The 21,630-nt window shown below is 70.4% G+C and carries 20 protein-coding genes, 1 tRNA gene and 1 other RNA gene; 10 read left to right on the forward strand and 12 right to left on the reverse strand.

Going from position 1 to position 21,630, the window contains the following annotated elements; genetic code table 11:
* Positions 1–41: 41 nt before the first annotated feature.
* Positions 42–114: transfer RNA gene (locus MMF94_RS04315), tRNA-Ala, on the reverse strand.
* 84 nt (positions 115–198) lie between these two features.
* On the opposite strand from MMF94_RS04315, the gene MMF94_RS04320 reads away from it, so the two are divergent.
* Positions 199–2,214 (forward strand): S9 family peptidase, encoded by a 2,016-nt coding sequence (locus tag MMF94_RS04320; RefSeq protein ID WP_241034920.1) that lies wholly within the window; start codon positions 199–201, stop codon positions 2,212–2,214.
* A gap of 57 nt (positions 2,215–2,271) precedes the next feature.
* On the opposite strand, the gene MMF94_RS04325 is transcribed toward MMF94_RS04320, so the two are convergent.
* On the reverse strand, positions 2,272–3,021 hold the full coding sequence (locus MMF94_RS04325) for a DsbA family protein (RefSeq protein WP_241034921.1): 750 nt from the start codon (positions 3,019–3,021) through the stop codon (positions 2,272–2,274).
* 1 nt (position 3,022) lies between these two features.
* Entirely contained in the window at positions 3,023–3,487 is a 465-nt protein-coding gene (locus MMF94_RS04330; RefSeq protein WP_241035045.1) for a MauE/DoxX family redox-associated membrane protein, read from the reverse strand.
* Positions 3,488–3,675: 188 nt separating this feature from the next.
* Between MMF94_RS04330 and MMF94_RS04335 the strand changes: the two genes are divergently transcribed.
* From MMF94_RS04335 to MMF94_RS04345, 3 genes are all read left to right on the forward strand, one after another.
* The gene (locus MMF94_RS04335; protein WP_241034922.1) at positions 3,676–4,404 is read left to right on the forward strand and encodes a VIT1/CCC1 transporter family protein; all 729 of its coding nucleotides are present in this window, start codon (positions 3,676–3,678) and stop codon (positions 4,402–4,404) included.
* Between the two features lie 188 nt (positions 4,405–4,592).
* Positions 4,593–5,003: an AtzH-like domain-containing protein gene (locus tag MMF94_RS04340; protein WP_241034923.1), complete on the forward strand. Its 411-nt coding sequence runs from the start codon at positions 4,593–4,595 to the stop codon at positions 5,001–5,003.
* A gap of 106 nt (positions 5,004–5,109) precedes the next feature.
* On the forward strand, positions 5,110–5,514 hold the full coding sequence (locus MMF94_RS04345) for an SRPBCC family protein (RefSeq protein WP_241034924.1): 405 nt from the start codon (positions 5,110–5,112) through the stop codon (positions 5,512–5,514).
* Between the two features lie 57 nt (positions 5,515–5,571).
* Here MMF94_RS04345 and ssrA read toward each other — a convergent pair.
* From ssrA to MMF94_RS04385, 8 genes are all read right to left on the reverse strand, one after another.
* Positions 5,572–5,943, reverse strand: a transfer-messenger RNA (tmRNA) gene (gene ssrA, locus MMF94_RS04350).
* An 81-nt stretch (positions 5,944–6,024) separates the two neighbouring features.
* Positions 6,025–6,900 carry a hypothetical protein gene (locus MMF94_RS04355; protein ID WP_241034925.1) on the reverse strand — a complete coding sequence of 292 codons (876 nt, stop codon included), beginning with the start codon at positions 6,898–6,900 and terminating at the stop codon, positions 6,025–6,027.
* A gap of 55 nt (positions 6,901–6,955) precedes the next feature.
* A complete protein-coding gene (locus tag MMF94_RS04360; protein WP_241034926.1) occupies positions 6,956–7,885 on the reverse strand; it encodes an amidohydrolase family protein in 930 nt (309 codons plus the stop codon).
* Positions 7,882–8,406: an SsrA-binding protein SmpB gene (gene smpB / locus MMF94_RS04365; protein ID WP_343959582.1), complete on the reverse strand. Its 525-nt coding sequence runs from the start codon at positions 8,404–8,406 to the stop codon at positions 7,882–7,884. Before smpB ends, MMF94_RS04360 begins: the two co-directional genes overlap by 4 nt.
* A 214-nt stretch (positions 8,407–8,620) precedes the next feature.
* Positions 8,621–9,523 (reverse strand): permease-like cell division protein FtsX, encoded by a 903-nt coding sequence (ftsX, locus tag MMF94_RS04370; protein WP_241034927.1) that lies wholly within the window; start codon positions 9,521–9,523, stop codon positions 8,621–8,623.
* Positions 9,524–9,525: 2 nt separating this feature from the next.
* The gene (ftsE, locus tag MMF94_RS04375) at positions 9,526–10,215 is read right to left on the reverse strand and encodes a cell division ATP-binding protein FtsE (RefSeq protein ID WP_241034928.1); all 690 of its coding nucleotides are present in this window, start codon (positions 10,213–10,215) and stop codon (positions 9,526–9,528) included.
* A gap of 180 nt (positions 10,216–10,395) precedes the next feature.
* Positions 10,396–11,502: a peptide chain release factor 2 gene (prfB, locus tag MMF94_RS04380; protein ID WP_241034929.1), complete on the reverse strand. Its 1,107-nt coding sequence runs from the start codon at positions 11,500–11,502 to the stop codon at positions 10,396–10,398.
* Positions 11,503–11,527: 25 nt separating this feature from the next.
* The gene (locus MMF94_RS04385) at positions 11,528–12,043 is read right to left on the reverse strand and encodes a PadR family transcriptional regulator (RefSeq protein ID WP_241034930.1); all 516 of its coding nucleotides are present in this window, start codon (positions 12,041–12,043) and stop codon (positions 11,528–11,530) included.
* A gap of 257 nt (positions 12,044–12,300) precedes the next feature.
* Here MMF94_RS04385 and MMF94_RS04390 point away from each other — a divergent pair, with 257 nt between their 5' ends.
* From MMF94_RS04390 to MMF94_RS04415, 6 genes are all read left to right on the forward strand, one after another.
* The gene (locus MMF94_RS04390) at positions 12,301–13,788 is read left to right on the forward strand and encodes a xylulokinase (RefSeq protein WP_241034931.1); all 1,488 of its coding nucleotides are present in this window, start codon (positions 12,301–12,303) and stop codon (positions 13,786–13,788) included.
* A gap of 254 nt (positions 13,789–14,042) precedes the next feature.
* Entirely contained in the window at positions 14,043–15,020 is a 978-nt protein-coding gene (locus tag MMF94_RS04395) for an ABC transporter permease (protein ID WP_241034932.1), read from the forward strand.
* Positions 15,021–15,036: 16 nt separating this feature from the next.
* On the forward strand, positions 15,037–16,008 hold the full coding sequence (locus MMF94_RS04400) for an ABC transporter permease (protein WP_241034933.1): 972 nt from the start codon (positions 15,037–15,039) through the stop codon (positions 16,006–16,008).
* Entirely contained in the window at positions 16,008–18,185 is a 2,178-nt protein-coding gene (locus MMF94_RS04405; RefSeq protein ID WP_241034934.1) for an ABC transporter ATP-binding protein, read from the forward strand. Before MMF94_RS04400 ends, MMF94_RS04405 begins: the two co-directional genes overlap by 1 nt.
* Before the next feature lie 97 nt (positions 18,186–18,282).
* Complete coding sequence (locus MMF94_RS04410; RefSeq protein ID WP_241034935.1) at positions 18,283–19,980, forward strand: ABC transporter family substrate-binding protein; 1,698 nt, start codon at positions 18,283–18,285, stop codon at positions 19,978–19,980.
* 45 nt (positions 19,981–20,025) lie between these two features.
* Complete coding sequence (locus MMF94_RS04415) at positions 20,026–20,988, forward strand: hypothetical protein (RefSeq protein ID WP_241034936.1); 963 nt, start codon at positions 20,026–20,028, stop codon at positions 20,986–20,988.
* Positions 20,989–20,994: 6 nt separating this feature from the next.
* Here MMF94_RS04415 and MMF94_RS04420 read toward each other — a convergent pair whose 3' ends face one another.
* The gene (locus MMF94_RS04420) at positions 20,995–21,549 is read right to left on the reverse strand and encodes a DUF2087 domain-containing protein (protein WP_241034937.1); all 555 of its coding nucleotides are present in this window, start codon (positions 21,547–21,549) and stop codon (positions 20,995–20,997) included.
* Positions 21,550–21,630: the final 81 nt, after the last annotated feature.

Consider the following 21,630-nt stretch of genomic DNA (forward strand, 5'->3'; position numbering starts at 1 on the left):
CAGACCTGTCATTTAATCGATGATCACGTGTCTGACCTGGGTGGAGCTGAGGGGATTCGAACCCCTGACCCCTTGACTGCCAGTCAAGTGCGCTACCAGCTGCGCCACAGCCCCTTGCCCGAATGAAGTTACACGACGCCCCTCCGGCCTCGTCACCGGGGGTCGCCGCTGGCGCTGTTGCTGATCTACGGTCAGGCAGTGAAACCCGCCGACATCGGACAACTCGTCTCAGCCGCCGATCCGAAGGTCTCCCCCGACGGGCGGTTGATCGCCTTCGTCGTCACCCGGGTCGACCTGGAGAAGAACCGCTACCGCAGCGCCGTCTGGCTCGCCACGGCCGACGGCTCCGCGCCGCCCTACCCGCTCACCACGGGCGAGCACAGCGACAGACAGCCGAGATGGTCGCCGGACGGCCGCAGGCTCGCGTTCACCAGCCGCCGTTCGGAGGAGGAAGGCGTCCACACGCTGCACGTGGCGCCGATCGGCATCCCGGGCGAGACGCTCACCATCTGCGAGCGCCCGGAGGCCATCGAGGAGCCGGTCTGGTCCCCGGACGGCACACGCATCGCGTTCGCGTCCCGGGAGCGCACCGGCCGCTACACGGACGGCGACGACGAGCGCGGGCGGCCGCCGCGACGAATCGACCGGCTGTTCTCCCGCCTCGACGGCACCGGCTGGATCATCGACCGGCCACGTAGCGTGTTCGTGGTGCCTGCGGACGGGGCGACCGCGCCGCTCCTGGTCGCAGGCGGCCCGTACGAGCACGGCGGGCCCGCGTGGTCGCCGGACGGCACGCGGCTCGCGGTGGCCACCACGCGGGCCAAGGACTGGGACCTCGACGACATCAGCGACATCCACCTGTTCGACGTCGCCGCGCCCGGCGGTGACGGTCGGGTGCTCACCGATCGCAGCCTGTCCCACAGCCTGCCCTCGTTCAGCCCGGACGGCGGCGAGATCGCCACGCTCGCCCAGGACACCCGCATCGTGCCGTCACACTCGCAGGTCCTCGTCACCGACGTGGAGACCGGCAAGCAGCGCGTGCTCAGCGCGCAGCTCGACCGCCAGTGCGCCCCCCACCCCGGGTCCCGCAACCCGCTCTGGCACGACGGGCACCTGCTGTTCTCGATCGAGGACCACGGCTCGGTGCACGTGTACCGCGTGCCCGCCGACGGTTCCGGGGAGCCGCAGTTGCTGGCCGGAGGCACGCGGCAGATCAGCGGGTTCGACCTTGCCGGCGGCACGTTCGCGTTCGTCGCCTCCACCCCCACCGCGCTGCCGGAGCTCTTCGTCCGCACGTCGGACGGGGAGGAGCGGCAGCTCACCTCGCTCGGCGCGGCCTTCCACGCGGCGGTCCCCGTCGCCCCGCCCGAGCACTTCACCGTCCCCTCCCCCGCCGGCGACGGCGACATCGACGCTTGGGTGGTGCGGCCGACGGGTGTACCCGCCGACGCGCGGGTGCCCGTGTTGCTGTCCATCCACGGCGGTCCGATGTCGCAGTACGCGAACACGTGGTTCGACGAGTTCCAGCTGTGGGCCGGGGCCGGGTACGCGGTCGTCTACTGCAACCCGCACGGCTCCACGGGTCACACCGACGCATGGTGCCGATCCATCCGCCCGCCGGAGGCCCCGGAAGCGCCCGGCACGGGCTGGGGCGGCATCGACGCCGACGACGTGCTCGCCGTGCTGGACGCCGCGCTGGAACGTGACCCGTCGCTCGACGCGGGCCGTGTGGGCGTGCTGGGCGGCTCCTACGGCGGCTACCTCACGAGCTGGCTGATCGGGCACACCGACCGCTTCGTCGCCGCGTGCAGCGAGCGCGCCGTCAACAACGTGCAGTCGCTGGAGACGAGCTCCGACGTGGCGGGCTTCTTCCGCTACGAGTTCGGCGCGAGCCACCTCGACGCACCGGAGCTCTACGAGCGGCTGTCGCCGATCAGCTACGTCCGGGACATCACGACGCCGGTGCTCATCCTCCACTCGGAGGACGACCTGCGCTGCCACATCGAGCAGGCCGACCAGCTCTTCGTCGCGCTCCGACTCCTCGGCAAGCCGGTGGAGTACTGGCGCTTCCCACAGGAAGGTCACGAGCTCTCGCGCAGCGGCTCGCCCCGCCACCGCGTGCAGCGGGCGGAGATCATCCTCGACTGGTTCGGCCGGCACCTCGGCGGCGAGCGCCCGCAGATCTCGTGGGACCACCCGTCGCGCGACGCGTAGCAGAGGGGGCGAGCCACACGTTCGTCCATGTGGCTCGCCCCGTCGGTCGGTGGGCGCTCAGTGTCCGGCGGCGATGGCGTCCTTGAGCCAGTTGGTGTTGTTCAGGTCGATCTTGGCGCCCTTGACGGCGACGGTGGGCGTGCCGAACTGGCCGTTGGTCTGCAGCGCGGGATCGGCGGCGGCGGTGTTGGTCTCCGTGGTGACGGCCGCGGAGTTCGTGCCGTTGTTCACGCACGCAGCGAAGTCGCCCGTGGCCCCGAGCTGGGTGCCGAAGTCGATGAGCTGCTGGTTGGTCAGGCCCGAGCTCCCCTCTCGCGGCTGCTCGGCGAACAGCTTCTCCCGGTAGGCCGGGTAGATCCCCGCCGGCACCGCGCACAGGGCCGCGTTGGCCGCGCGGGTGGAGTAGCCGGGCGGGGTGGTCGAGGGGTCGAGGATCGCGATCGTGTGGAACCGCACGGTGATCTGCCCGTTGTTCAGAGCGGTGACGATGTCGTTGCCGTAGCGCTCCTCGAACCGCTCGCACTGCGGGCAGAGGAAGTCCTCGTAGGTGTCGATCGTGACCGGGCCGTTTCCCGCGGTGACGACGGCGCCGGACGCCGTGGCGGTGTAGGTGGGCGTGACAGAGGTCGAACTCCGGTTGTTGAGCAGCACCGTCACGCCGATGATCACGGCGACCACCAGGACGACCGCCACCACGATCAGCGGAGTGCGGTTGCGCTTCGGAGGGACGCTGATGCCGGCAGCGGCGAGGCGGCGGGCGGCCTCCGCCTGCCGGCGCTTCTTGTCGCCACGCTGCGCTCCGCCCATGTCAGGTCGTCCTTCCCGTGTTCTCGAATTGCGAGTCGAGCGACAGCAGCGTCCGCGGTCGCACGACCAACCAGGCTGCCAGCACGATGAAGCCCGCATCCCTCAGTAGTTCCTGAAGGTAGGCCGTCTGGCCGGCTGCCACGGCGCCGCCGCCGCCGAAACAGCCGCAGTCGATCAGCAGTCCGCGTGCCCACGCCTGGGAGACGCCTGCGATGAACACCAGGAGCAGCACGATCGACACCGTGGCCACCGCACGGAGACCGATCCCGGCGAGTACGAGGAGGCCGAGCGCGATCTCGAACCACGGCAGGATCGCCGCGACCACCTCGACGGCGGCGGGAGGCAGCACGTCGTACGCGCGAACAGCGACGTAGGTCTGGTCGGGATCGATGGCCTTGAGCACGCCCGACGTCAGCCAGACGGCGGCCAGCCCGAGCCGCGCGACCGTACCGATGACGTCGAGCAGCCGTCCCCGAGTCACACGATCAGCCTAGCCGCACCGACCCCAAGGGATCGGGCAGCGGCACGCGGACCTGCTTACGGACGGGTGACATCGCCGGCCGGCGCCGGGCGGACAACAAGTGGGGCGAGCTCGACCGAGGACAGCCTCACCATGGTCCAACCTGGACGGTTGACGGAAGTTACGCTGGACAAATGACGCAGCACCCGGGCTCGGCAGAGCTGGCCGAGCACGCGCAGGACCACCACCACGCCGACATCTCCGGTGGCTGGTTGCGGGCCGCCGTGTTCGGCGCGATGGACGGCCTCGTCACGAACATCGCGCTCATCTCCGGTGTCGGCGGCGGCGGCGCCGACCGCCACGTGATCATCCTGACCGGAATGGCCGGACTCGTGGCCGGAGCGTTCTCGATGGCGCTGGGCGAGTTCGCCTCGGTCGGCACGCAGAACGAGGCCGTCGCCAACGAGGTGGCGGTGGAGCGGGAGGAGATCCGCAGGCACCCACTCGCGGAGGAAGCCGAACTCGTCGAGATGTACCAGGAGATGGGGCTCAGCCAGAAGACGGCGGAGGCGATGGCGCGCGAGGTGCACGCCAACCCCGAGCTCGCGGTCAAGGTCCACGTCGCGCAGGAGCTCGGCGTCGACGTCGACGAGCAGCCGTCTCCGTGGACGGCGGCGATCTCGTCGTTCCTCTGCTTCGCCGTCGGCGGGGTCATCCCACTGCTCCCGTTCCTGCTCGGCTCCTCCTCGCTGGGCATCGGGCTGCTCGTCGGGGCGGTGGGGCTGTTCGTCGCGGGCGCGCTGACGTCCCGATTCACCACGCGTGGCTGGCTCTTCAGCGGGCTGCGGCAGCTGGCGTTCGGCGCCATCGCCGCGGGCGCCACGTATCTGGTGGGTATGGCGATCGGCGTGAGCGCGATGTAGCGACGCGGTCCCCGCTCGGAACGGGTCAACCGGAACGTCGGGGGATGGACCGGTCTCGGCCACGCACTCGCCGACGTGATGCTGCTCCTCTTCGGGCTGACCACGCCACGGTGGCTGGGGAAGGGTGAGGAGATGGAGATGCCAACCCCGCCCGGCACCCACGAGCCCACCACCGAGGGGGCGCCCGCATGACGGATCAGCAGGTCGCGCTCGACCGGCCGGAGGTCGTCGCGGAGGTCCGAGCGGCCTTCGACCGGTACGAGAAGGCCCTCGCCGAGGGCGACGTGCCCGTGATGAACGAGCTCTTCTGGAGCGACCCGCGGTGCGTCCGCTTCGGAGTGGCGGACCGGCAGCAGGGCGGGGCAGAGATCGAGGCCTGGCGTCGCGAACACCCGTCGGTGCCGCCGGGCCGGATGCTTCGTGACACCCGTGTGCTGGCCGTCGACGAGCGGACGGCGGTGGTCACCACGCTGATCGGCTATCCCGACCGCGCGATCGAGGGCCGGCAGAGCCAGACGTGGGTGCGCTTCCCCGAGGGATGGCGCGTCGTTCATGCACATGTCTCCGAGCTCCCGCTGGACCGGCCCGGATCGCCGTGAGGCCGGTGTTCTCGCCGCGCGGGCGGCCGCCCGGGGGCTCCCGGTCGTTCCTCGTGGCGACGTCCTCCGGGGGGTGGGAGTCAGTCCTCGCGGGTACGCCCTCGTCATGGCTGAGTTCGAGGCGGAGCGCGCGATGCCCGCCGACGCGCAGACGGTGTTCGGGGTGGTGTCCGACCTGGACCGGCTACCCGAGTGGATGCCCGACCCCGTCGACGTCCGGTCGACAGGCGAGGGTGAGGTCCGCGCGGACGTGTCCCCGCGCGGCGTCCACGAGCAGGGGCTCGTCGACGTGAGCCCGGACCAGCTGCGTGTGGAGTGGGGTCACGCACCCGAGTACGCAGGTTGGCTCCAGGTGGAGCACGCCAACCCCGGTCGTTCGTCAGTGGTGATCCACCTGTCGTTCCTCGGCCACCAGCCCGAGACGCACAAGGGCAAGGCGGCGGCCGAGGTCCGCCAATGGCTCGACGACGCCTTGGAGCGCTTGGAGCGCCTGGTCGTCGCGCAGCGCTGAGGGCGCCACCGACACGACAGAGCCCCGCCGGCCGGATGGCCGACGGGGCTCTGTCAGGGGTGGAGGTGCCGGGAATCGAACCCGGGTCCTCCGTCGCTTCACAAGGGCTTCTCCGTGTGCAGTCCGCGTTGCCTCTACTCGGATCCACCGGTCGTGCGGACCAGCCGGTGTGACGATCCCAGTCGCTGTTTGGTGTCCCTGTCCGCCCCGCGACCGGGCGGACAGGTAAGTCCCCTAGCTGATGCCGGGGTCCGGGTCGGGGAACGCACCCGGTCCGACAGACTCACACTCGCTCAGGCGGCGAGGGCGAAGTCGCGCTGATTGGAATCGGCGCTTATAAGGTTGCGACACGTGGTTAACGAGATCATTGTCGCCTTTCTCGACACGCTTCCCCTTGATCGACGTCCGAAGTCGAAACCGTTCACCCCCTTCGACGCCCACTCTCGGGCGTCCGTACAGAGTAACGCCTGACGCGTCCGGCTTCATCCCGGTTCCGCCGTGACACGCTCGTCAGCGGCCCCGGCCGAGGAGGCGGTCCGCGATCGCTCGCACCGGGCTGCGATCGGCGTCCTTGGCCTGGTCGTGCGCCGGGTCGGGCTGCCCACCGGAGGGCGGGATCGTGCACTGCCCTGCGGGGTCGAGGTCCGCCAACGGTTGATCGTGCTCCCCGCTGCGCCGGCTCGGAAGCGACGTGCCTGTCGGCTCCGCTGTGCCGGGCTCAGCACCAGGCCGATCGGCCTTCTGGGTGCCCGCAGGGACGTCCGCCCGGCCGGGCTCGGTGCCGCCGACGACGCTACGACTCACGGGCGGTGCCGCAGGCTCCGAGGCCTCGCGGCCGGTTCCCTCATGCGCAACGCCGGAGCCCGCGGCCTGCCCCTCGGCGACGTTCATCCGGTCCGTGCGGGAGGCCGGGTCCGCGTTGTGCTGTGAGCGCTCGTCGAGGGTGATGCGGTCGGTCCGGCCGGCGGGATCCGGCGCAGCCTGTGCCCCACCCCCGTTGCCGAGATTGATCCGGTCCGTCCGGACGGCAGGGTCCCCGTCCCGAGTGGAGTCCGCTGCGTCCTCGCCACGGTTGTCGTCAGGGCCGCGCGGCACGTCGGGGTCGATCCGATCGGCCGCGCTCCGCCGCTCCTCGGCCACGTCCCGGTCCTGCTGGGCGCGCGCGGCCTGCTCACGGGCCTGCGCCTCCTCGTGCCGAGCCCGCGCCGCCCGTTCGGAGGCCTCGGCCTCGCGCCGCTCCGCGCTCGCACTGCGGATCTCGGCTTCGTGGCGGTGTTCGGCGGCCTCCAGGCGGTTCTCCTCTTCCTTGCGCCTGCGCACCCGTGCCGCGGCGAAGCCTGCGAAGGCCAGCACCGCGAAGATCAGCACGATGACGACGACAGCCACCCCGATTTCCATGCCGTCTGTTACCCCGTGTCGATGAGCAACAACCGGGCAATCGTCAGAGAGCGAGCAGCCGCCGCGGGGTGTCGTGCAGTACCGATCGCAGGAAGGCGGGCCCGAGCCGAACGTCCTCGGCGGCCCAGCCCGCGACGGCCTGCACCTGCTCCACGTACGCGTACGGGATGTTGGGGAAGTCGGAGCCGAAGACGACCCGGTCGGTGACCTCCGAGAGGCGTGCCGTCCAGTCGGACGGGAGCGGCGCCGTCCGCAGGGTGAACGCGGTGCCGACCATCGTGGTGTCGATGTGCACCCGTTCGTAGCGGTGCACGAGGTCCAGGGCGTCGACGAAATCGGGCATGCCGGCATGGGCCAGCACCACCGGCAGCCGCGGATGCTCGGCCAGTACCTCGCCGAACACGTCCAGCCCGGTGTGCACGCCGGGGCGCGGGCCATTCCCGCAGTGGACGACAGCGGGCACGCCCGCGTCGGCGAGCAGCCCCCATGCGGGCCGCAGCAGTGGGTCGCGCGGGTCGAACGCACCGACCTGGACGTGCACCTTCACCGCCCGCGCACCGGCCTCGACAGCCGCGCCCAGGTAGTCGGCCACGTCCGGCTCCGGGTAGAGCGTGGCGGTGGGCACGGCGTCGGGGGTGGCCGCGGCGAACTCCGTGACCCACTCGGTGAGCCAGCGGGCCATGCCCGGCTTGTGCGGATACACCAGCGGCGCGAACGCGCGTACGCCGAGCTTCTGCAGCGTGGCTACGCGCTCCGCCTCGGGCGTGCGGTAGTGGACCGGCCACTCCATCCCGTAGTGGACCTTCGCCTGGTCGAAGTAGGCCCAGACCTTGCGGAGCACCGACTCGGGGAGGAAGTGGACGTGCACGTCGACGATCCCCGGCAGGCCGAGCTCGGCAAGGAACCGCGGTACGTCGTCGTCGGACACGGGCGGAGCCGGAACACCATCAGCGGCGGGCACCGCCTCCGTCATCGCAGCTCCCGTGCCCGTCCCTTGGCCGCGCGGCCGTAGGCCCGCTGGATCTCGCGGTCGGCGTCACGCTTGGCGAGGTCGGTGCGCTTGTCGTAGGCCTTCTTACCGCGGGCGAGCGCGATCTCGCACTTCACCTTGCCGTCCTTGAAGTACAGCGACAGCGGCACAAGCGTGAGACCGCCCTCGCGGATCTTGCCGATCAACCGCTCGATCTCGCCGCGGTGCAGCAGCAGCTTGCGGGTGCGGCGAGGCTCGTGGTTGGTCCAGCTGCCCTGGGAGTACTCGGGGATGTGCAGCCCGCGCAGCCACACCTCACCGTCATCGACGGTGGCGAATGCGTCGACCAGCGACGCGCGACCGAGACGCAGGCTCTTCACCTCGGTGCCGAGGAGCGCGACGCCAGCCTCGTACGTGTCGATGACCGCGTAGTCGTGCCGTGCCTTCCGGTTCTGCGCGATCATCGAGCGGCCTTTCTCCTTCACCTGTCCAGAGTACGCGGACGGGCCACCCGATTGCCGCATTCCGAGGGATGGCGGCGTGGACGGGGAGGGTGCTGACCAACTCCGCCCGTAGCGAGCGGTGATCCAGGTGCAGCGTCCTTGCGGGACACCCACACCCGGGCGATCGCAAGGCGGAGGAGGGGCCGATACCGCTGTTGTATCGGGCCCGACGACAACGCCGCGAGGGTGCCGCCTGGGCGCCGCGCAGTAGGGCCGAGTTGGTCAGCGCGCTCCCTTACAACCGGACGTACAGGCGCAGCGTGACGTAGCCGGTGACCGCGGCGATCCCGGCGCCGATCATCACGAGGATCGGCGAGACCCAGACGATGTCGGCCACCTCGATCGGCGGCACCACACCGTTGGAGACGATCCCGCTGAGCAGCTCGTCGATGAAGAGGAACTTCCCCACCAGCAGCCCGCCCGCCGCGATGAACGCGCCGACCACACCGGTGACCACGGCCTCGATGAGGAACGGCAGCTGGGTGTACCAGCGCGTTGCGCCGACGAGCCGCATGACCCCCACCTCCGTGCGCCGGGTGAACGCCGACACCTGCACGGTGTTGGAGATGAGCAGCAGCGCCGCGACGGCCTGCACGATCGCCAGCGCGAAGGTGACATCGCGGACGCCGCCGAGGAAGTCGAAGAGCTTCGCGACCACGTCCCGCTGGTCGATCACGTTGCGGACGCCGACCTGGCCCGTCATCGCCTGGCGGACGGCGTCGGCGCCTGCCTCCTGGTCGGCCAGCCGCACACGCAGCGTGGACGGCAGCGACTGGGGGCGCACGAGGTCGGCGAGCGACTGGCCTGCGAACAGCTGCTTGTAGCGCTCGTAGGCCTGCTCCTGGCTCTCGTAGCGCACGGACTCCACGAGCGGTGAGTTCTCGAGGGTCGACTTGAGCCCGGAGCAGATCGGCTGACTGCAGTCCTGGTCGTTGGCCGAGACGTCGGAGGTGAGGGCGACCTGCACCTCGACCCGGTCGCTGTAGAGCTGCTCGGTGCGGTCGATCGTGCGAACGGCCAGGAGCCCCGTGCCCACGAGGCCGAGAGAGATCGCGGTGGTCAGCACCATCGCGATCGTCATCGTGACGTTGCGCCGCAGGCCGGTGATGACCTCGCGGAAGACGAAGTCGGTGCGCACCTCTACCGCCCTACGCCGTAGACGCCGCGCGACTCGTCACGCACGACCTGCCCGAGGTCCAGCTCGACGACCCGCCGACGCATCGAGTCGACGATGGAGTGGTCGTGGGTGGCCATCACGACCGTGGTGCCCGTGCGGTTGATCCGCTCCAGCAGCAGCATGATGTCCTGGCTCGTGTCGGGGTCGAGGTTCCCGGTGGGCTCGTCGGCCAGCAGCACCAGCGGCCGGTTCACGAACGCCCGGGCGATCGCCACGCGCTGCTGCTCACCGCCGGACAGCTCGTGCGGCATCCGGTCGGCCTTGCCCGAGAGCCCGACGAGATCCAGCACCTCGGGCACGACCTTCTTGACCGTCGAGGGCGGCTTGCCGATCACCTCGAGCGCGAACGCGACGTTGCCCCCGACCGTCTTGTTGGGCAGCAGCCGGAAGTCCTGGAACACGCAGCCGATCCGCTGGCGCAACCGTGGGACCCGCCGCCGTGGCAGCTTTGCGACGTTGAGGTCGGAGACGAAGATGTCGCCCCGCGTCGGGACGTCCTCGCGCAGCAGCAATCGCAGAAAGGTGGACTTCCCCGAGCCCGACGGGCCGATGAGGAAGACGAACTCACCCTTGTCGACGGCCACCGACACGCGGTCCAGAGCGGGCCGCGTCGAGGTCTTGTAGAGCTTGGTGACACGTTCCAGGCGGATCACGGGAGCGGAGGTTACCGGCGGGTGGGAGTGGGGCCGATACCCGACCCATCCCCTTGGCGCCGGGGACCGACCGCTCGGCACATCGTGCCCGTTCGCGCGAATCAGCCCCGCGGCAGCAGCACTCCGCGCGACAGGCCTACACGCCTGTCGCGCTCGTCCGGACGGACGGGCAGGCCCTGCTCAGGCGTCGACGGTGTGGCTGCGCCGCCAGCGGATGCCGGCCTCGATGAAGCCGTCGATCTCGCCGTCGAGCACAGCCGTGGGGTTGCCCACCTCGTAGTCGGTGCGCAGGTCCTTGACCATCTGGTACGGGTGCAGCACGTAGGAGCGCATCTGGTTGCCCCACGACGAGCCGGTGTCCTTGAGGGCGTCCATCCTGGCCCGCTCCTCCTGGCGCTGGCGCTCCAGCAGCTTGGCCTGCAGCACCATCATCGCCGTGGCCTTGTTCTGGATCTGCGAGCGCTCGTTCTGGCAGCTCACGACGATGCCGGTGGGGATGTGGGTGATCCGCACGGCGGAGTCGGTGGTGTTGACACCCTGGCCGCCCGGGCCGGACGACCGGTAGACGTCGACGCGCAGGTCCTTCTCGTCGATGTCGACGTGGTCGCTGGACTCGACGACCGGGGTGACCTCCACGCCGGCGAAGGACGTCTGGCGGCGGCCCTGGTTGTCGAACGGCGAGATCCGGACGAGCCGGTGGGTGCCCTGCTCGACCGAGAGGGTGCCGTAGGCGAACGGGGCGTGCACCTGGAACGTGGCCGACTTGATGCCGGCCTCCTCCGCGTAGGACGTGTCGTACACGTCGGTGCCGTAGCCGTGGCGCTCCGCCCAGCGCATGTACATGCGCATGAGCATCTCGGCGAAGTCGGCCGCGTCGACACCGCCTGCCTCGGCCCGGATGGTCACGAGGGCCTCGCGCTCGTCGTACTCGCCCGAGAGCAGGGTGCGCACCTCGAGCGAGGAGATGTCGTCGCGCAGCTTGGCGCGCTCGGCGTCGGCATCGGCGATGGCGGCCGCGTCGGACTCGTCCTCCGCGAGCTCGTAGAGCACCGGCAGGTCCTCGAGCCTGCGGCGGAGCTCCTCGAGGCGCCGGAGATCGCCCTGAGCGTGCGCGAGCCGGCTCGTGACCTTCTGGGCTGCTTCGGCGTCGTTCCAGAGGTCCGGCTGGCCTGCCTGGTCGGAGAGGTCGGCGATCTCGGCGCGCAGCGCAGGCAGGTCGGTGACCGCCTCGATGCTCTCCAGGGTGGTGGAGAGGTCCTTGAGGTCGGCTGCGGCGTCGGGGTTCACAACGCTCCAGGTTACGCGTCGCGGCTCATTCCGCCGGGATGGCATCCAGGAGCTTGAGCATGGATCGCGTATGGGCGACCGCGAAGTCGGCCACCGCCTTGCGATAGGGGTCGGTCTCGCTCCGGGCGACTGCGCGGGCGGCGTCCAGGCGGGCGGAGTAGGCCTCGCGGCTGCTGCGCACCAACTCGGCACGCTGCCTCGCCGTCAGCGACCCCGCGTACAGCAGACGCAGCACGAGGGGGCTCCGCAGCGGGTCGGCACCGCCGCCCCCGGCGAGCCAGGCCTTGAACGACCGCCGCCCGGCCGCGGTGATCGCGTACTGCTGCGATGCACGGGGACCTTGCTTCCCGAGTCTCAGCAGTCCCGCCTCCGCGAGCACCGGCAACTCCCGGTAGACCTGGCTGCGGGTGACGGAGAAGAAGGAGCCGAACCGCTGCCCCGCGGCCGCGACGAGCTGGCCCCCTGTCATCGGTCCATCGTGCAGAAGTCCGAGCAGCGCGGCGGCAGTGGCGTTGACGGCGGTCGCTCTCGCGGGCGGCATCTTCACACCGTGCCACCCCGCGGCCCGGGGCGCACCCTCCACAATGGTCCGCGTTCGGAAATTGGCATCTCCATCGGTCGGAGAGCAGCACGGTCGGTGACAAGATCGTCACTCCGCACGGTGTGACGCAAAGGGTGACATTCATCTTTCATCTTCCGTTTCCGAGCCATCGGGACGAATGTGGAGATCGGTTCGGAGCGGATATCCGGACGCGTGGCAGGGCCTGCGGAACCGTCGAACGGTGTTGGATGGGGATCATGGACACCCGGGTCATGGTGGTGGACGCAGGCACGAGCGCGGTCAAGGCGGCCGTGCTGCACGACGCGCAGGTGGTGGCGTCGTCCGAGGTCGCGCTGGCCATCGACCGGCCCGCACCGGGCCACGCCGAGCAGTCGCCCGACGCGTGGTGGGAAGCGTTCGTCGCGGCCGTCCGGAAATGTGTCACGGAGGGCCCGGCGCCGGAGGTCATTGCGATCACGGGCCAGATGCAGGATCTCGTCCTCCTCGACGGCCGCGGCCGCTCGATTCGACCGGCGCTGTTGTACGCCGACCACCGTGCCACCGCAGAACTGTCCACATTGTTTGCCGAGATCGGTCCGACGTGGCACCAGGCCACCGGAAATGTCGCCGATCCGTCGAGCTCGGCCGCGCAGTTGCGGTGGATGTCCGAACACGAGCCCAGCGCGCTGGAACGCACGCGCGAGATCGTGCTGGGCTCGCCGGGCCTTCTCGTGCGACGTGCCACGGGCGAGCACGTCTGCGACCTCACCACCGCTTCCACCACCGGCCTGCTCGACATCGGGGCGAGCACGTGGTGGTCGCCGGTCCTCGCGGCTCTCGGTGTCGACGAGGGGCGCCTGCCGCGGCTGGTCGACGGGGCCACCGTCACCGGGCGGCTCGATGCCGGACCCGCGGCGGAGCTCGGCCTGCCCAGCGGGTTACCGCTGGTTCACGCGGCGGGTGACGTCGGTGCGGCCACCGCCGGGCTGGTCGGTGACCAGCGGGACACGCCGAACGTCTCGCTGGGCACGAGCGGTGGGCTCGCCACCATCACCGACTCGACTCCCGGGCCGAACGGCGCACTGCACCGCATGGTGGGCCCACGGGGCGAGGGCTCCATCCTGATCGGCTCCCTGCTCTCAGCAGGCGCCACTCTCGACTGGGCGCGCCGGACGTACCTTCCCGGCTGCGACCACACGCGGGCCGACGAGCTCGCGGCGGCGGCCGGACCGACCGACCTCCTCATGCTTCCCTCGCTCGCGGGCGAGCGTTCCCCCGTCCGCGACGCCACAGCACGTGGCGCCGTGATCGGCCTGCGTCCCACCACGACACCCGCCGAGCTCTACCGGGCTGCCCTGGAAGCAATCGCGTACTCCCTGCGTGAGATCGCGGCGCTCATGCCATCCGCGGCCGGAGTGGACGAGCGACCGATACCGCTCTCCGGTGGCGCCGGCCGCTCCCTCCTGTTGCGCCAGATCATCGCGGACGTCCTCGGCAGACCGGTGCTTCCGGTGGCCGCGCACCACGCGAGCCTGATCGGCGCTCAGCGAGCTGCGGCGCTCGCGCTCGGTGAGCCGGTGCCGGCATCGGCCATGGAGACGGTCGACCGCAGCGCGGTGCTGCAACCCGGGCCGCAGCGCCACCACTACGACGCGCTCGCATCCGCCCACGCACAGCTCTGGCAGGCCTTGTCGCCGTCGTTCACCGCCATCGCGAGCCTGCGCAGCGCCCCACCACGGTCGTGAGCCCGTCCGGTCCGCCGATCGGACGGGGCATGTAACGAACCGGGTCGCCGAGCCGAGCGGTATCGGCCTGGATGTCTCGAATCAGGACACGAATACGCATCTGGACGTTACGTGTGCTTGTCCGAGCCGGAAAACTCACACCGAACACACACAGTGGCCTCCAAGGTACCCGCCAGTAGTTCGGCGGGCCCACCCGTTTTCGCGCCGAGCGGACACACACCGGTGAGACCCATCCGGCGTCAGCAAGGAGATCGATGGCTCGCTTCCTCGTGCGCCGCCTGTTCAACTACGTCGCGCTCTGCCTCGTCGCCACGTTCCTCGCCTTCACGCTCGCGGCGCTGACCTTCAACCCCGTCGGCAGGCTGATGGAGCGCAACCCTCCGCCGCCTCAGTCCGTGATCGACGCCAAGCGCGCGGAACTGCTCCTCGACGAGCCGATCCCGACGAGGTTCGTGGTCTGGCTGGGTGGAGCGGTGCGCGGTGACTTCGGCCGGACGACGGTGAACACGTCGGTCAGCGAGGAGCTACCCCGCCGTATCGGGGTGAGCCTGCGGCTCTTCCTGATCGGCACGGTCGTCGGCATCGCGCTCGGCGTCATCGTCGGCGTTGCGGGTGCGATCCGGCAGTACAAGTTCAGCGACTACTTCGCCACCCTGTTCTCGTTCGTCATCCTCAGCACTCCCGTGTTCCTGCTGGGCCTGCTCCTCAAGTACGGGGCGCTGTCGGTGAACACCGCGGCGGGAGCCCAGCTGATCGTGTTCACCGGCGAGACCACCCCCGGCTTCCAGGGGAGTTTCGGGGCGGCGCTGCTGGATCGGATCCAGCACCTCATCCTCCCCACGATCACGATCGCGCTGGGGCAGATCGCGTACTACAGCCGGTACCAGCGCAGTGCGATGCTCGACGTCCTCGGCAGCGACTTCCTGCGCACCGCGCAGGCCAAGGGGCTCACCCGGCGGAGGGCGCTGTTCAAGCACGGGCTGCGCACCGCGCTGGTGCCGATGGCCACCCTGTTCGCGTTCGGGGTCGGGCTGCTCATCACGGGCGGTGTGTTCACCGAGCGGATCTTCGGCTGGTTCGGGATGGGCGACTGGCTCGTCTACGGCATCCAGCAGGACGACATCAACATCACCGCGACCGTGACCCTCTTCGTCGCCGTGCTGGTGCTCGTCTCCGGATGGCTGTCGGATGTGTTCTACGCCCTGCTGGACCCGCGGGTCCGGCTGCGCTGACGACGAACGGGAAACGATGACCACCACCGACGTCAGCGACGGCGCGACACACGTCCCCGCCTCGGGCGGCGCCCCCGTCGACCTACCGGTCGGCGAGCCCGAGGGTGTCACCCGCGGCAGGCTCGTCATCCGCCGCTTCCTGCGCAACCGGCTCGCGCTCGGTGGGCTGCTGGCCCTGGCACTGCTGTACGCGGTGTCGCTGTCGAGCCCGCTGTTCGCACCGTGGCACTACGACCAGTACGACTACACCGCCTTCCTGCAGCCGCCGTCACCCAGCCACTGGTTCGGCACCACGCAGATCGGCGAGGACGTGTTCGCGCAGACGATGCGCGGACTGCAACGGTCGTTGACGATCGGGCTGCTCACGGCGGCGATCTCGATCATCATCGCCTCACTCGTGGGGGCCTCTGCCGGCTACTTCGGCGGCTGGGTCGACCGGGGGCTCATGTGGATCGTCGACCTGCTTCTCGTACTGCCGTCGTTCCTCATCATCGCCGTCATCTCGCCCGCCCTGCGCGGCAGCAGCTGGATCCTCTTCGTGCTGCTGCTGGCCGTCTTCGCCTGGATGATCACCGCCCGCATCCTGCGCGGGATGACGATGACCCTGCGCGAGCGCGAGTTCGTGAAGGCCGCACGGTTCATGGGCGCGCCATCGGGAAGGATCATCCGGCGGCACATCCTGCCCAACATGGCGTCCTTGATCATCATCGACGTCACCATCACCGTCGGAGCGACGATCCTTCTCGAGACCGGGTTGTCCTTCTTCGGGTTCGGCGTGCAACCCCCGGATGTCTCCCTCGGCACGCTCATCCGCGACGGCAGCACCTCCTCGCTGACGACACCCTGGCTGTTCATGTTCTCCGGCGGCCTGCTCGTTGTCTCCGTGCTGGCCGTCAACTTCATCGGTGACGGCCTGCGCGACGCCCTCGACCCGCAGTCACGCGGGGGCCGCCGCAGGCGCGCGAAGACGAAGAAGGCGACCGTCTGATGACCGCGTTCGACACGACCGACGTGCTGGCCGACCCCGACGGAAGGCGCTCTCCAGCCGAGCGGGACCCCCTGCTCGAGGTGACCGACCTCGAGGTCTCCTTCCCGAGCGAGGACGGCCGGGTCAGCGCGGTCCGCGGAATCAGCTACCGCGTGTCGCCCGGCGAGGTGCTCGGCATCGTCGGCGAGTCCGGGTCGGGCAAGTCCGTGTCGTCGCTGGCCGTGATGGGGCTCCTGCCGCCGTCGGCGAAGATCAGCGGCTCGATCCGGCTGCGCGGCCAGGAGCTGCTCGGCCTGTCCGACACCGAGCTGTCGCGCATCCGCGGCCGGAAGATCGCCATGGTGTTCCAGGACCCGCTCTCGGCCCTGACCCCCGTCTACACGGTGGGCGACCAGATCGCCGAGGCCTTGCTGGTGCACGGCGGCCGCTCGATGACGGCGAAGGCCGCGGCGAAGCGCTCCGTGGAGCTGCTCGACCTCGTCGGCATCCCGAACGCCTCCGAGCGGATGAAGTCGTTCCCACACGAGTTCTCCGGGGGGATGCGCCAGCGTGCCGTGATCGCGATGGCGATCGCCAACGACCCCGACCTGATCATCGCCGACGAGCCGACCACCGCCCTGGACGTCACGGTGCAGGCCCAGGTGCTGGAAGTGCTCAAGACAGCACAGGAGGTGACCGGCGCAGGGATCGTGTTGATCACGCACGACCTGGGCGTGGTCGCGGGCACGGCCGACCGCGTGGTGGTCATGTACGCGGGCAAGGCCGTGGAGACCGGCACCGTCGACGAGATCTTCGCGGCGCCCCGCATGCCGTACACGCTCGGGCTACTGGGCTCCATCCCCCGTCTCGACGTCGGGCGGGGCCAGCCGCTGGTACCCATCGAGGGCCAGCCGCCGTCGCTCGTGGTGCTGCCGCCGGGCTGCCCCTTCGGCCCCCGCTGCCCCCTGCACGTCGACGCATGCGACCAGGCCGAGCCGGAACTGCTCGTCGCGCCCGGAGCGACCGGGGACCACCGCGCCGCCTGCATCCGCACGGCCGAGCTCGCCGAGGCGGACGCCGAGGGCGGCGAGCTCGCCGCCGAGGTGTTCGACGCCCACGTGGTGGACAGCTCGGTGGCCGACGCCGTGCCACGGGCCGACCGCGACGTGGTGCTGGGCGTACATGAGCTGGTCAAGCACTATCCGGTCCGTACCGGCGGGATCTTCCGGCGCACCGTGGGCACCGTGCGCGCCGTCGACGGGGTGACGTTCGACGTGCGCGCCGGCGAGACTCTCGGCCTGGTCGGCGAGTCCGGGTGCGGCAAGTCCACAACGATCCTGGAGATCATGGGGCTCGAACCCCCGATGGCCGGATCGGTGGAGGTGCTGGGCTCCGACGTCGCGCACCTGTCCAAGGCCGACCGCAGCCGCATTCGGCGCGACCTGCAGATCGTCTTCCAGGACCCCATGGCCTCCCTCGACCCCCGCCTCCCGGTGCGCGACCTCATCGCCGAGCCGATGGAGGTGCAGGGGTACTCGAAGGAGCGCATCGCCGAACGCGTGCCGGAGCTGATGAAGCTCGTCGGGCTGCGGGCCGAGCAGATCAACCGGTATCCGGCGGAGTTCTCCGGCGGGCAACGGCAGCGCATCTGCATCGCCCGCGCGCTCGCGCTGGAGCCGAAGGTGCTGGTGCTCGACGAGCCCGTCTCGGCGCTCGACGTGTCGATCCAGGCCGGCGTACTCAACCTCCTGGACGAGCTGAAGGCACGTCTCGGACTGGCATACCTGTTCGTGGCGCACGATCTGTCGGTGGTGCGCCACGTCGCCGACCGCGTCGCCGTGATGTACCTGGGCAAGATCGTCGAGATCGGCGAGGTGGACGAGGTGTTCGCCGCCCCGCAGCACCCGTACACGCAAGCGCTGATGTCGGCCATTCCCGTGCCCGACCCGCAGATCGAGCGACACCGCGAGCGGGTGCTGCTCAAGGGCGACCTGCCCAGCCCGGCGGACCCACCGTCGGGTTGCCGCTTCCGGACCCGCTGTCCCCTGTTCCTCACCCTGGACGCCGACCGGCAGTCGCGGTGCATCGGCGAGACGCCGCCACTCCACGCGGCAGCACCGGCGGAAGGCGCTGCCGGTGAGACGGCACGCGACCACGAGGTGGCGTGCCACTGGGCTCGGATCAAGACCCTGCTCTAGCACTCGCCCGAGAAGACCCCCGTCACACCCCGAGTGACGGAATGATCTCCACCCGTCACCGGATCGCCCGGCGGGGCGCGGCACACCAGGAGGAACGATGAGATCGGCACGACGAGGAGCGGGGCTGGTCGCGCTCGCCGCGATCACCGCGCTCGTTCTCACCGCATGCGGTGGGGGTGGGGGTGGCAGCGGTGCCGCCGTCGGCGACGCCACGGGCGGCGCGGCAAAGGCGGGCAACGACATCAACCCGGTCGATCCTGCCCAGCTGCGCCAGGGCGGCGACTTCCTCTGGTCGCTCGCGAGCCTCCCGCCGCAGTTCAACCGCAACCAGGTCGACGGCACCGAGGCCGACAACGCCGACATCATGAACGCGGTGATGCCCATCATCTTCAAGGGCGACGCGCAGGGTGTGCTGAACCCCGACCCGGACTACCTCGAGTCGGCCGAGGTCACCGGCACGAACCCGCAGGTGGTGACCTACCGCCTCAACCCGAAGTTCGCGTGGAACAACGGCCGTGCCGCCGACTGGACCGACTTCGAGGCCCAGTGGAAGGCCCGCAACGCCACCAACCCCGCTTTCCTCGTCGCCGGCACCACCGGATACACCGACATCGCGGGTGTCGCGCAGGGCGCCACGCCGCAGGAGGTCGTGGTCACCTACGCCCACAACTTCGCCGACTGGCGTTCGACCTTCGTGCCGCTCTACCCGCGTGAGACGAACGCCGACCCGCAGGTATTCAACGAAGGCTGGCTCAACCAGCCCATCGTGGACCAGGGCGCCGGACCCTTCATGTTCGACAGCATCGACCGGACCGCGCAGCGGCTCACTCTCGTGCGCAACCCGAAGTGGTGGGGCCGCACCCCCGTGCTCGACCGCATCATCTATGTCGGCCTGGACTACAACGCCCAGCCCGAGGCGTTCGCCAACGGGTCGCTCAGCTTCCTGGAGATCGGCCCGAGCGTCCCGTTCTTCCAGCGCGCGCAGCAGGTGCCCGGCGCCGTGATCCGCAAGTCGAACGGGCCGAACTACCGGCACATCACGTTCAACGGGGCACCCGGCTCGATCCTCGAGGACCCGGCGGTGCGCAAGGCGATCATGAAGGGGATCGACCGGCAGATCATCACACAGTCACAGATCGGCCCGATCGTCCCGGACGCCCGTCCGCTCGGCAACCACCTCTACGTCGAGGGGCTGGCCGGGTACCAGGACAACTCCGGTGTCGTCGCCTTCAACCCCGACGCCGCGCGGCAGGAGCTCGACGCCGCGGGCTGGACGCTGCAGGGCGACGTCCGCGTGAAGGACGGCAAGCAGCTGACGATCCGCGACGTCATCCCCACCGGCACCCCGGTGAGCGAGGCCGAGGCCCGGATCGTCCAGCAGCAGCTCGGCCAGATCGGTGTGCAGGTCACCATCGATCCCGTTCCGCTGGACAACTTCTTCGAGCAGTACGTGTACACCGGCAACTTCGACATCACCCACTTCGCCTGGCTGAGCACCCAGACGCCCGTCAGCTCCTCGTCAGGGATCTATCGGGTTGCCAACGAGCTCGGGCAGAACTACGGGCGGATCGGCAACGACACGATCAACCAGCTGCTCGACCAGGCCAACCAGGAGCTCGACCCGGCGAAGCAGCGCGACATCGTCGACCAGCTCGACCAGGAGATCTGGAACGCCGGCCACTCGCTCCTGCTCTACCAGCGCCCGGATGCGATCGCCGTGCAGAGCAACGTCGCCAACTTCGGCGCGTTCGGCTTCGCGGACGAGGACTACACCGCGATCGGCTTCACCCAGTGAGGCCCTGACCAGAAGAGCCACTGACCGGAAAGAAGCTCTGACCAGGTGACCGGCAGCACCGCAGCGGGCGGGGGGCGTCGTCGTGCGCTCCGCCCGTTGAGGCACGCGCTGCTCACCACCGGAATCGTCCTCGCCGTGTGCGGGGTGCTGGCCGGCGTCGCGGCGACCACGTTCGCCGCGACGTCGGCGTTCATCGGGGCGGCGACCGGCCGGGCCGAGGGCGTGGTCGACGCCGTGCACGACTCCGCGGTGCAGCTCCGCTGGACCCCACCCGGGCTGGCCGAGCGCGTCGACCTCGTCGAGGTGAGCGGCACCCCACCGGCACCCGGCGCCCACACCGAGGTCGCGTTCGACCCCGCCCATCCCGTCGAGCCCCTGATCCCGGGCGCCCAGGTCCTCGTGGACGCCGATCGGGCGCTCACGACGATCTCCTTCACCGTGGTGGTCGCCGGGCTCGTGCTGGCCGTGCTCGCCTGGCAGGTGGTCACGCGCAGGCGTGCCTTCGCACAGCCGGGACGCTCGGTTCCCGTGCGCCGCGTGCGCTGGCAGGCCGGTCTTGCCACCCGCAGCTATCTCGAGACCGACACCCGTCCGCAGCGGTGGATACCTGTGCACTTCGACCCCGTGCTCGTCGGACTCCCCTCCCCCACGGTCGTCCGGCTGCACGGCGATCCGCTGCGCGAGCGCTTGGTTGCCGCCACCGTCGTCGGCCCCGACGGGGACCACCCACTCGTCCCGTCAGGAGCGGTGCGGGCGGACGAACCGCGTGGGCACCGCACCGACAACCCGTCGAGGCCGGATGCCACCGTCGCCGTACGCGCCGCGGCGCTGGCCCGGATGGCCCGGCAGCTGCGGGCCGACCTCCCGCTGGTCGTCCCGGCTCCGTTCATCGGCCTGCTGTGGACCTACGTCGACCGCGGTGGGCTGCTGACGTGGGTGGCGGTTACCGCGCTGGCGGCATCGCTGGGCCTGTGGCTTGCCGCGATGCGCGGCTCCGATCCGAGCTGACGTTCCTCAGTCGCTCTCGTCGAGCACGTCGATCCAACCGCCCGAGCGCCAGTACTCGCCGGCGTCCCGGGCCAGCAGCTGGTGGTCCACGAGATAGCGGCGCAGCGTGGCATGGTCGGCGGCACCGCCGTCGGTCCACGCTCGCAGCACGGCGTCGACCTCCCGCTCCGGGTAGCGGACGCCGGGCTCGAAACTCTGCGCCACATGCTCCAGCACCATCCGGCGCTTGGCGCCCTGCGCGGGGAACGAGAGCAGCCGACCGTCGCGCACGAACCGGGCGACGACCTGCTCGACACCGGGATCGGCGTAGCCGAGGTCCTCGACGGGCACGACGGGCGCCGCGGACCGCGCGGCCTCCTTGAACAGCTCTGCCCGCACCTCGAGCTTGTCGTCGACGAGCCCAGCCGCCTGCAGCTTCTGCAGCGCCCGCCCGACCTCACGCGGGGCGAGGCCGGTGGTGGCTCCGACGTCGGCGGGCGTGCGTGCGCCCAGCACGAGTGCGGCGACGACACGCAGGCGGTCGGGCTCGGCCAGCAACCCGACGATCTCGGCAGGAGTCACGGCAAGCGAGGTTACCGGGGACGCGAGGGACGGATGCGCACGAGTTCCGCATATCGAGCGAAGGGCCGCGCCCGGCGCAGA

The organism is Pseudonocardia alaniniphila (genome assembly GCF_022524485.1).
Lineage (GTDB): Bacteria > Actinomycetota > Actinomycetes > Mycobacteriales > Pseudonocardiaceae > Pseudonocardia > Pseudonocardia alaniniphila.

What these genes read in the sequence shown, in the direction of transcription:
- MMF94_RS04400 (WP_241034933.1), top strand. Translation starts at nt 15,037, where the DNA reads ATGACCACCACCGACGTCAGCGACGGCGCGACACACGTCCCCGCCTCG.
- MMF94_RS04335 (WP_241034922.1), top strand. Translation starts at nt 3,676, where the DNA reads ATGACGCAGCACCCGGGCTCGGCAGAGCTGGCCGAGCACGCGCAGGAC.
- MMF94_RS04410 (WP_241034935.1), top strand. Translation starts at nt 18,283, where the DNA reads ATGAGATCGGCACGACGAGGAGCGGGGCTGGTCGCGCTCGCCGCGATC.
- MMF94_RS04390 (WP_241034931.1), top strand. Translation starts at nt 12,301, where the DNA reads ATGGACACCCGGGTCATGGTGGTGGACGCAGGCACGAGCGCGGTCAAG.
- MMF94_RS04340 (WP_241034923.1), top strand. Translation starts at nt 4,593, where the DNA reads ATGACGGATCAGCAGGTCGCGCTCGACCGGCCGGAGGTCGTCGCGGAG.
- MMF94_RS04325 (WP_241034921.1), bottom strand. Translation starts at nt 3,021, where the DNA reads ATGGGCGGAGCGCAGCGTGGCGACAAGAAGCGCCGGCAGGCGGAGGCC.
- smpB (WP_343959582.1), bottom strand. Translation starts at nt 8,406, where the DNA reads ATGCGGCAATCGGGTGGCCCGTCCGCGTACTCTGGACAGGTGAAGGAG.
- MMF94_RS04395 (WP_241034932.1), top strand. Translation starts at nt 14,043, where the DNA reads ATGGCTCGCTTCCTCGTGCGCCGCCTGTTCAACTACGTCGCGCTCTGC.
- MMF94_RS04385 (WP_241034930.1), bottom strand. Translation starts at nt 12,043, where the DNA reads ATGCCGCCCGCGAGAGCGACCGCCGTCAACGCCACTGCCGCCGCGCTG.
- MMF94_RS04345 (WP_241034924.1), top strand. Translation starts at nt 5,110, where the DNA reads ATGGCTGAGTTCGAGGCGGAGCGCGCGATGCCCGCCGACGCGCAGACG.
- MMF94_RS04360 (WP_241034926.1), bottom strand. Translation starts at nt 7,885, where the DNA reads ATGACGGAGGCGGTGCCCGCCGCTGATGGTGTTCCGGCTCCGCCCGTG.
- MMF94_RS04405 (WP_241034934.1), top strand. Translation starts at nt 16,008, where the DNA reads ATGACCGCGTTCGACACGACCGACGTGCTGGCCGACCCCGACGGAAGG.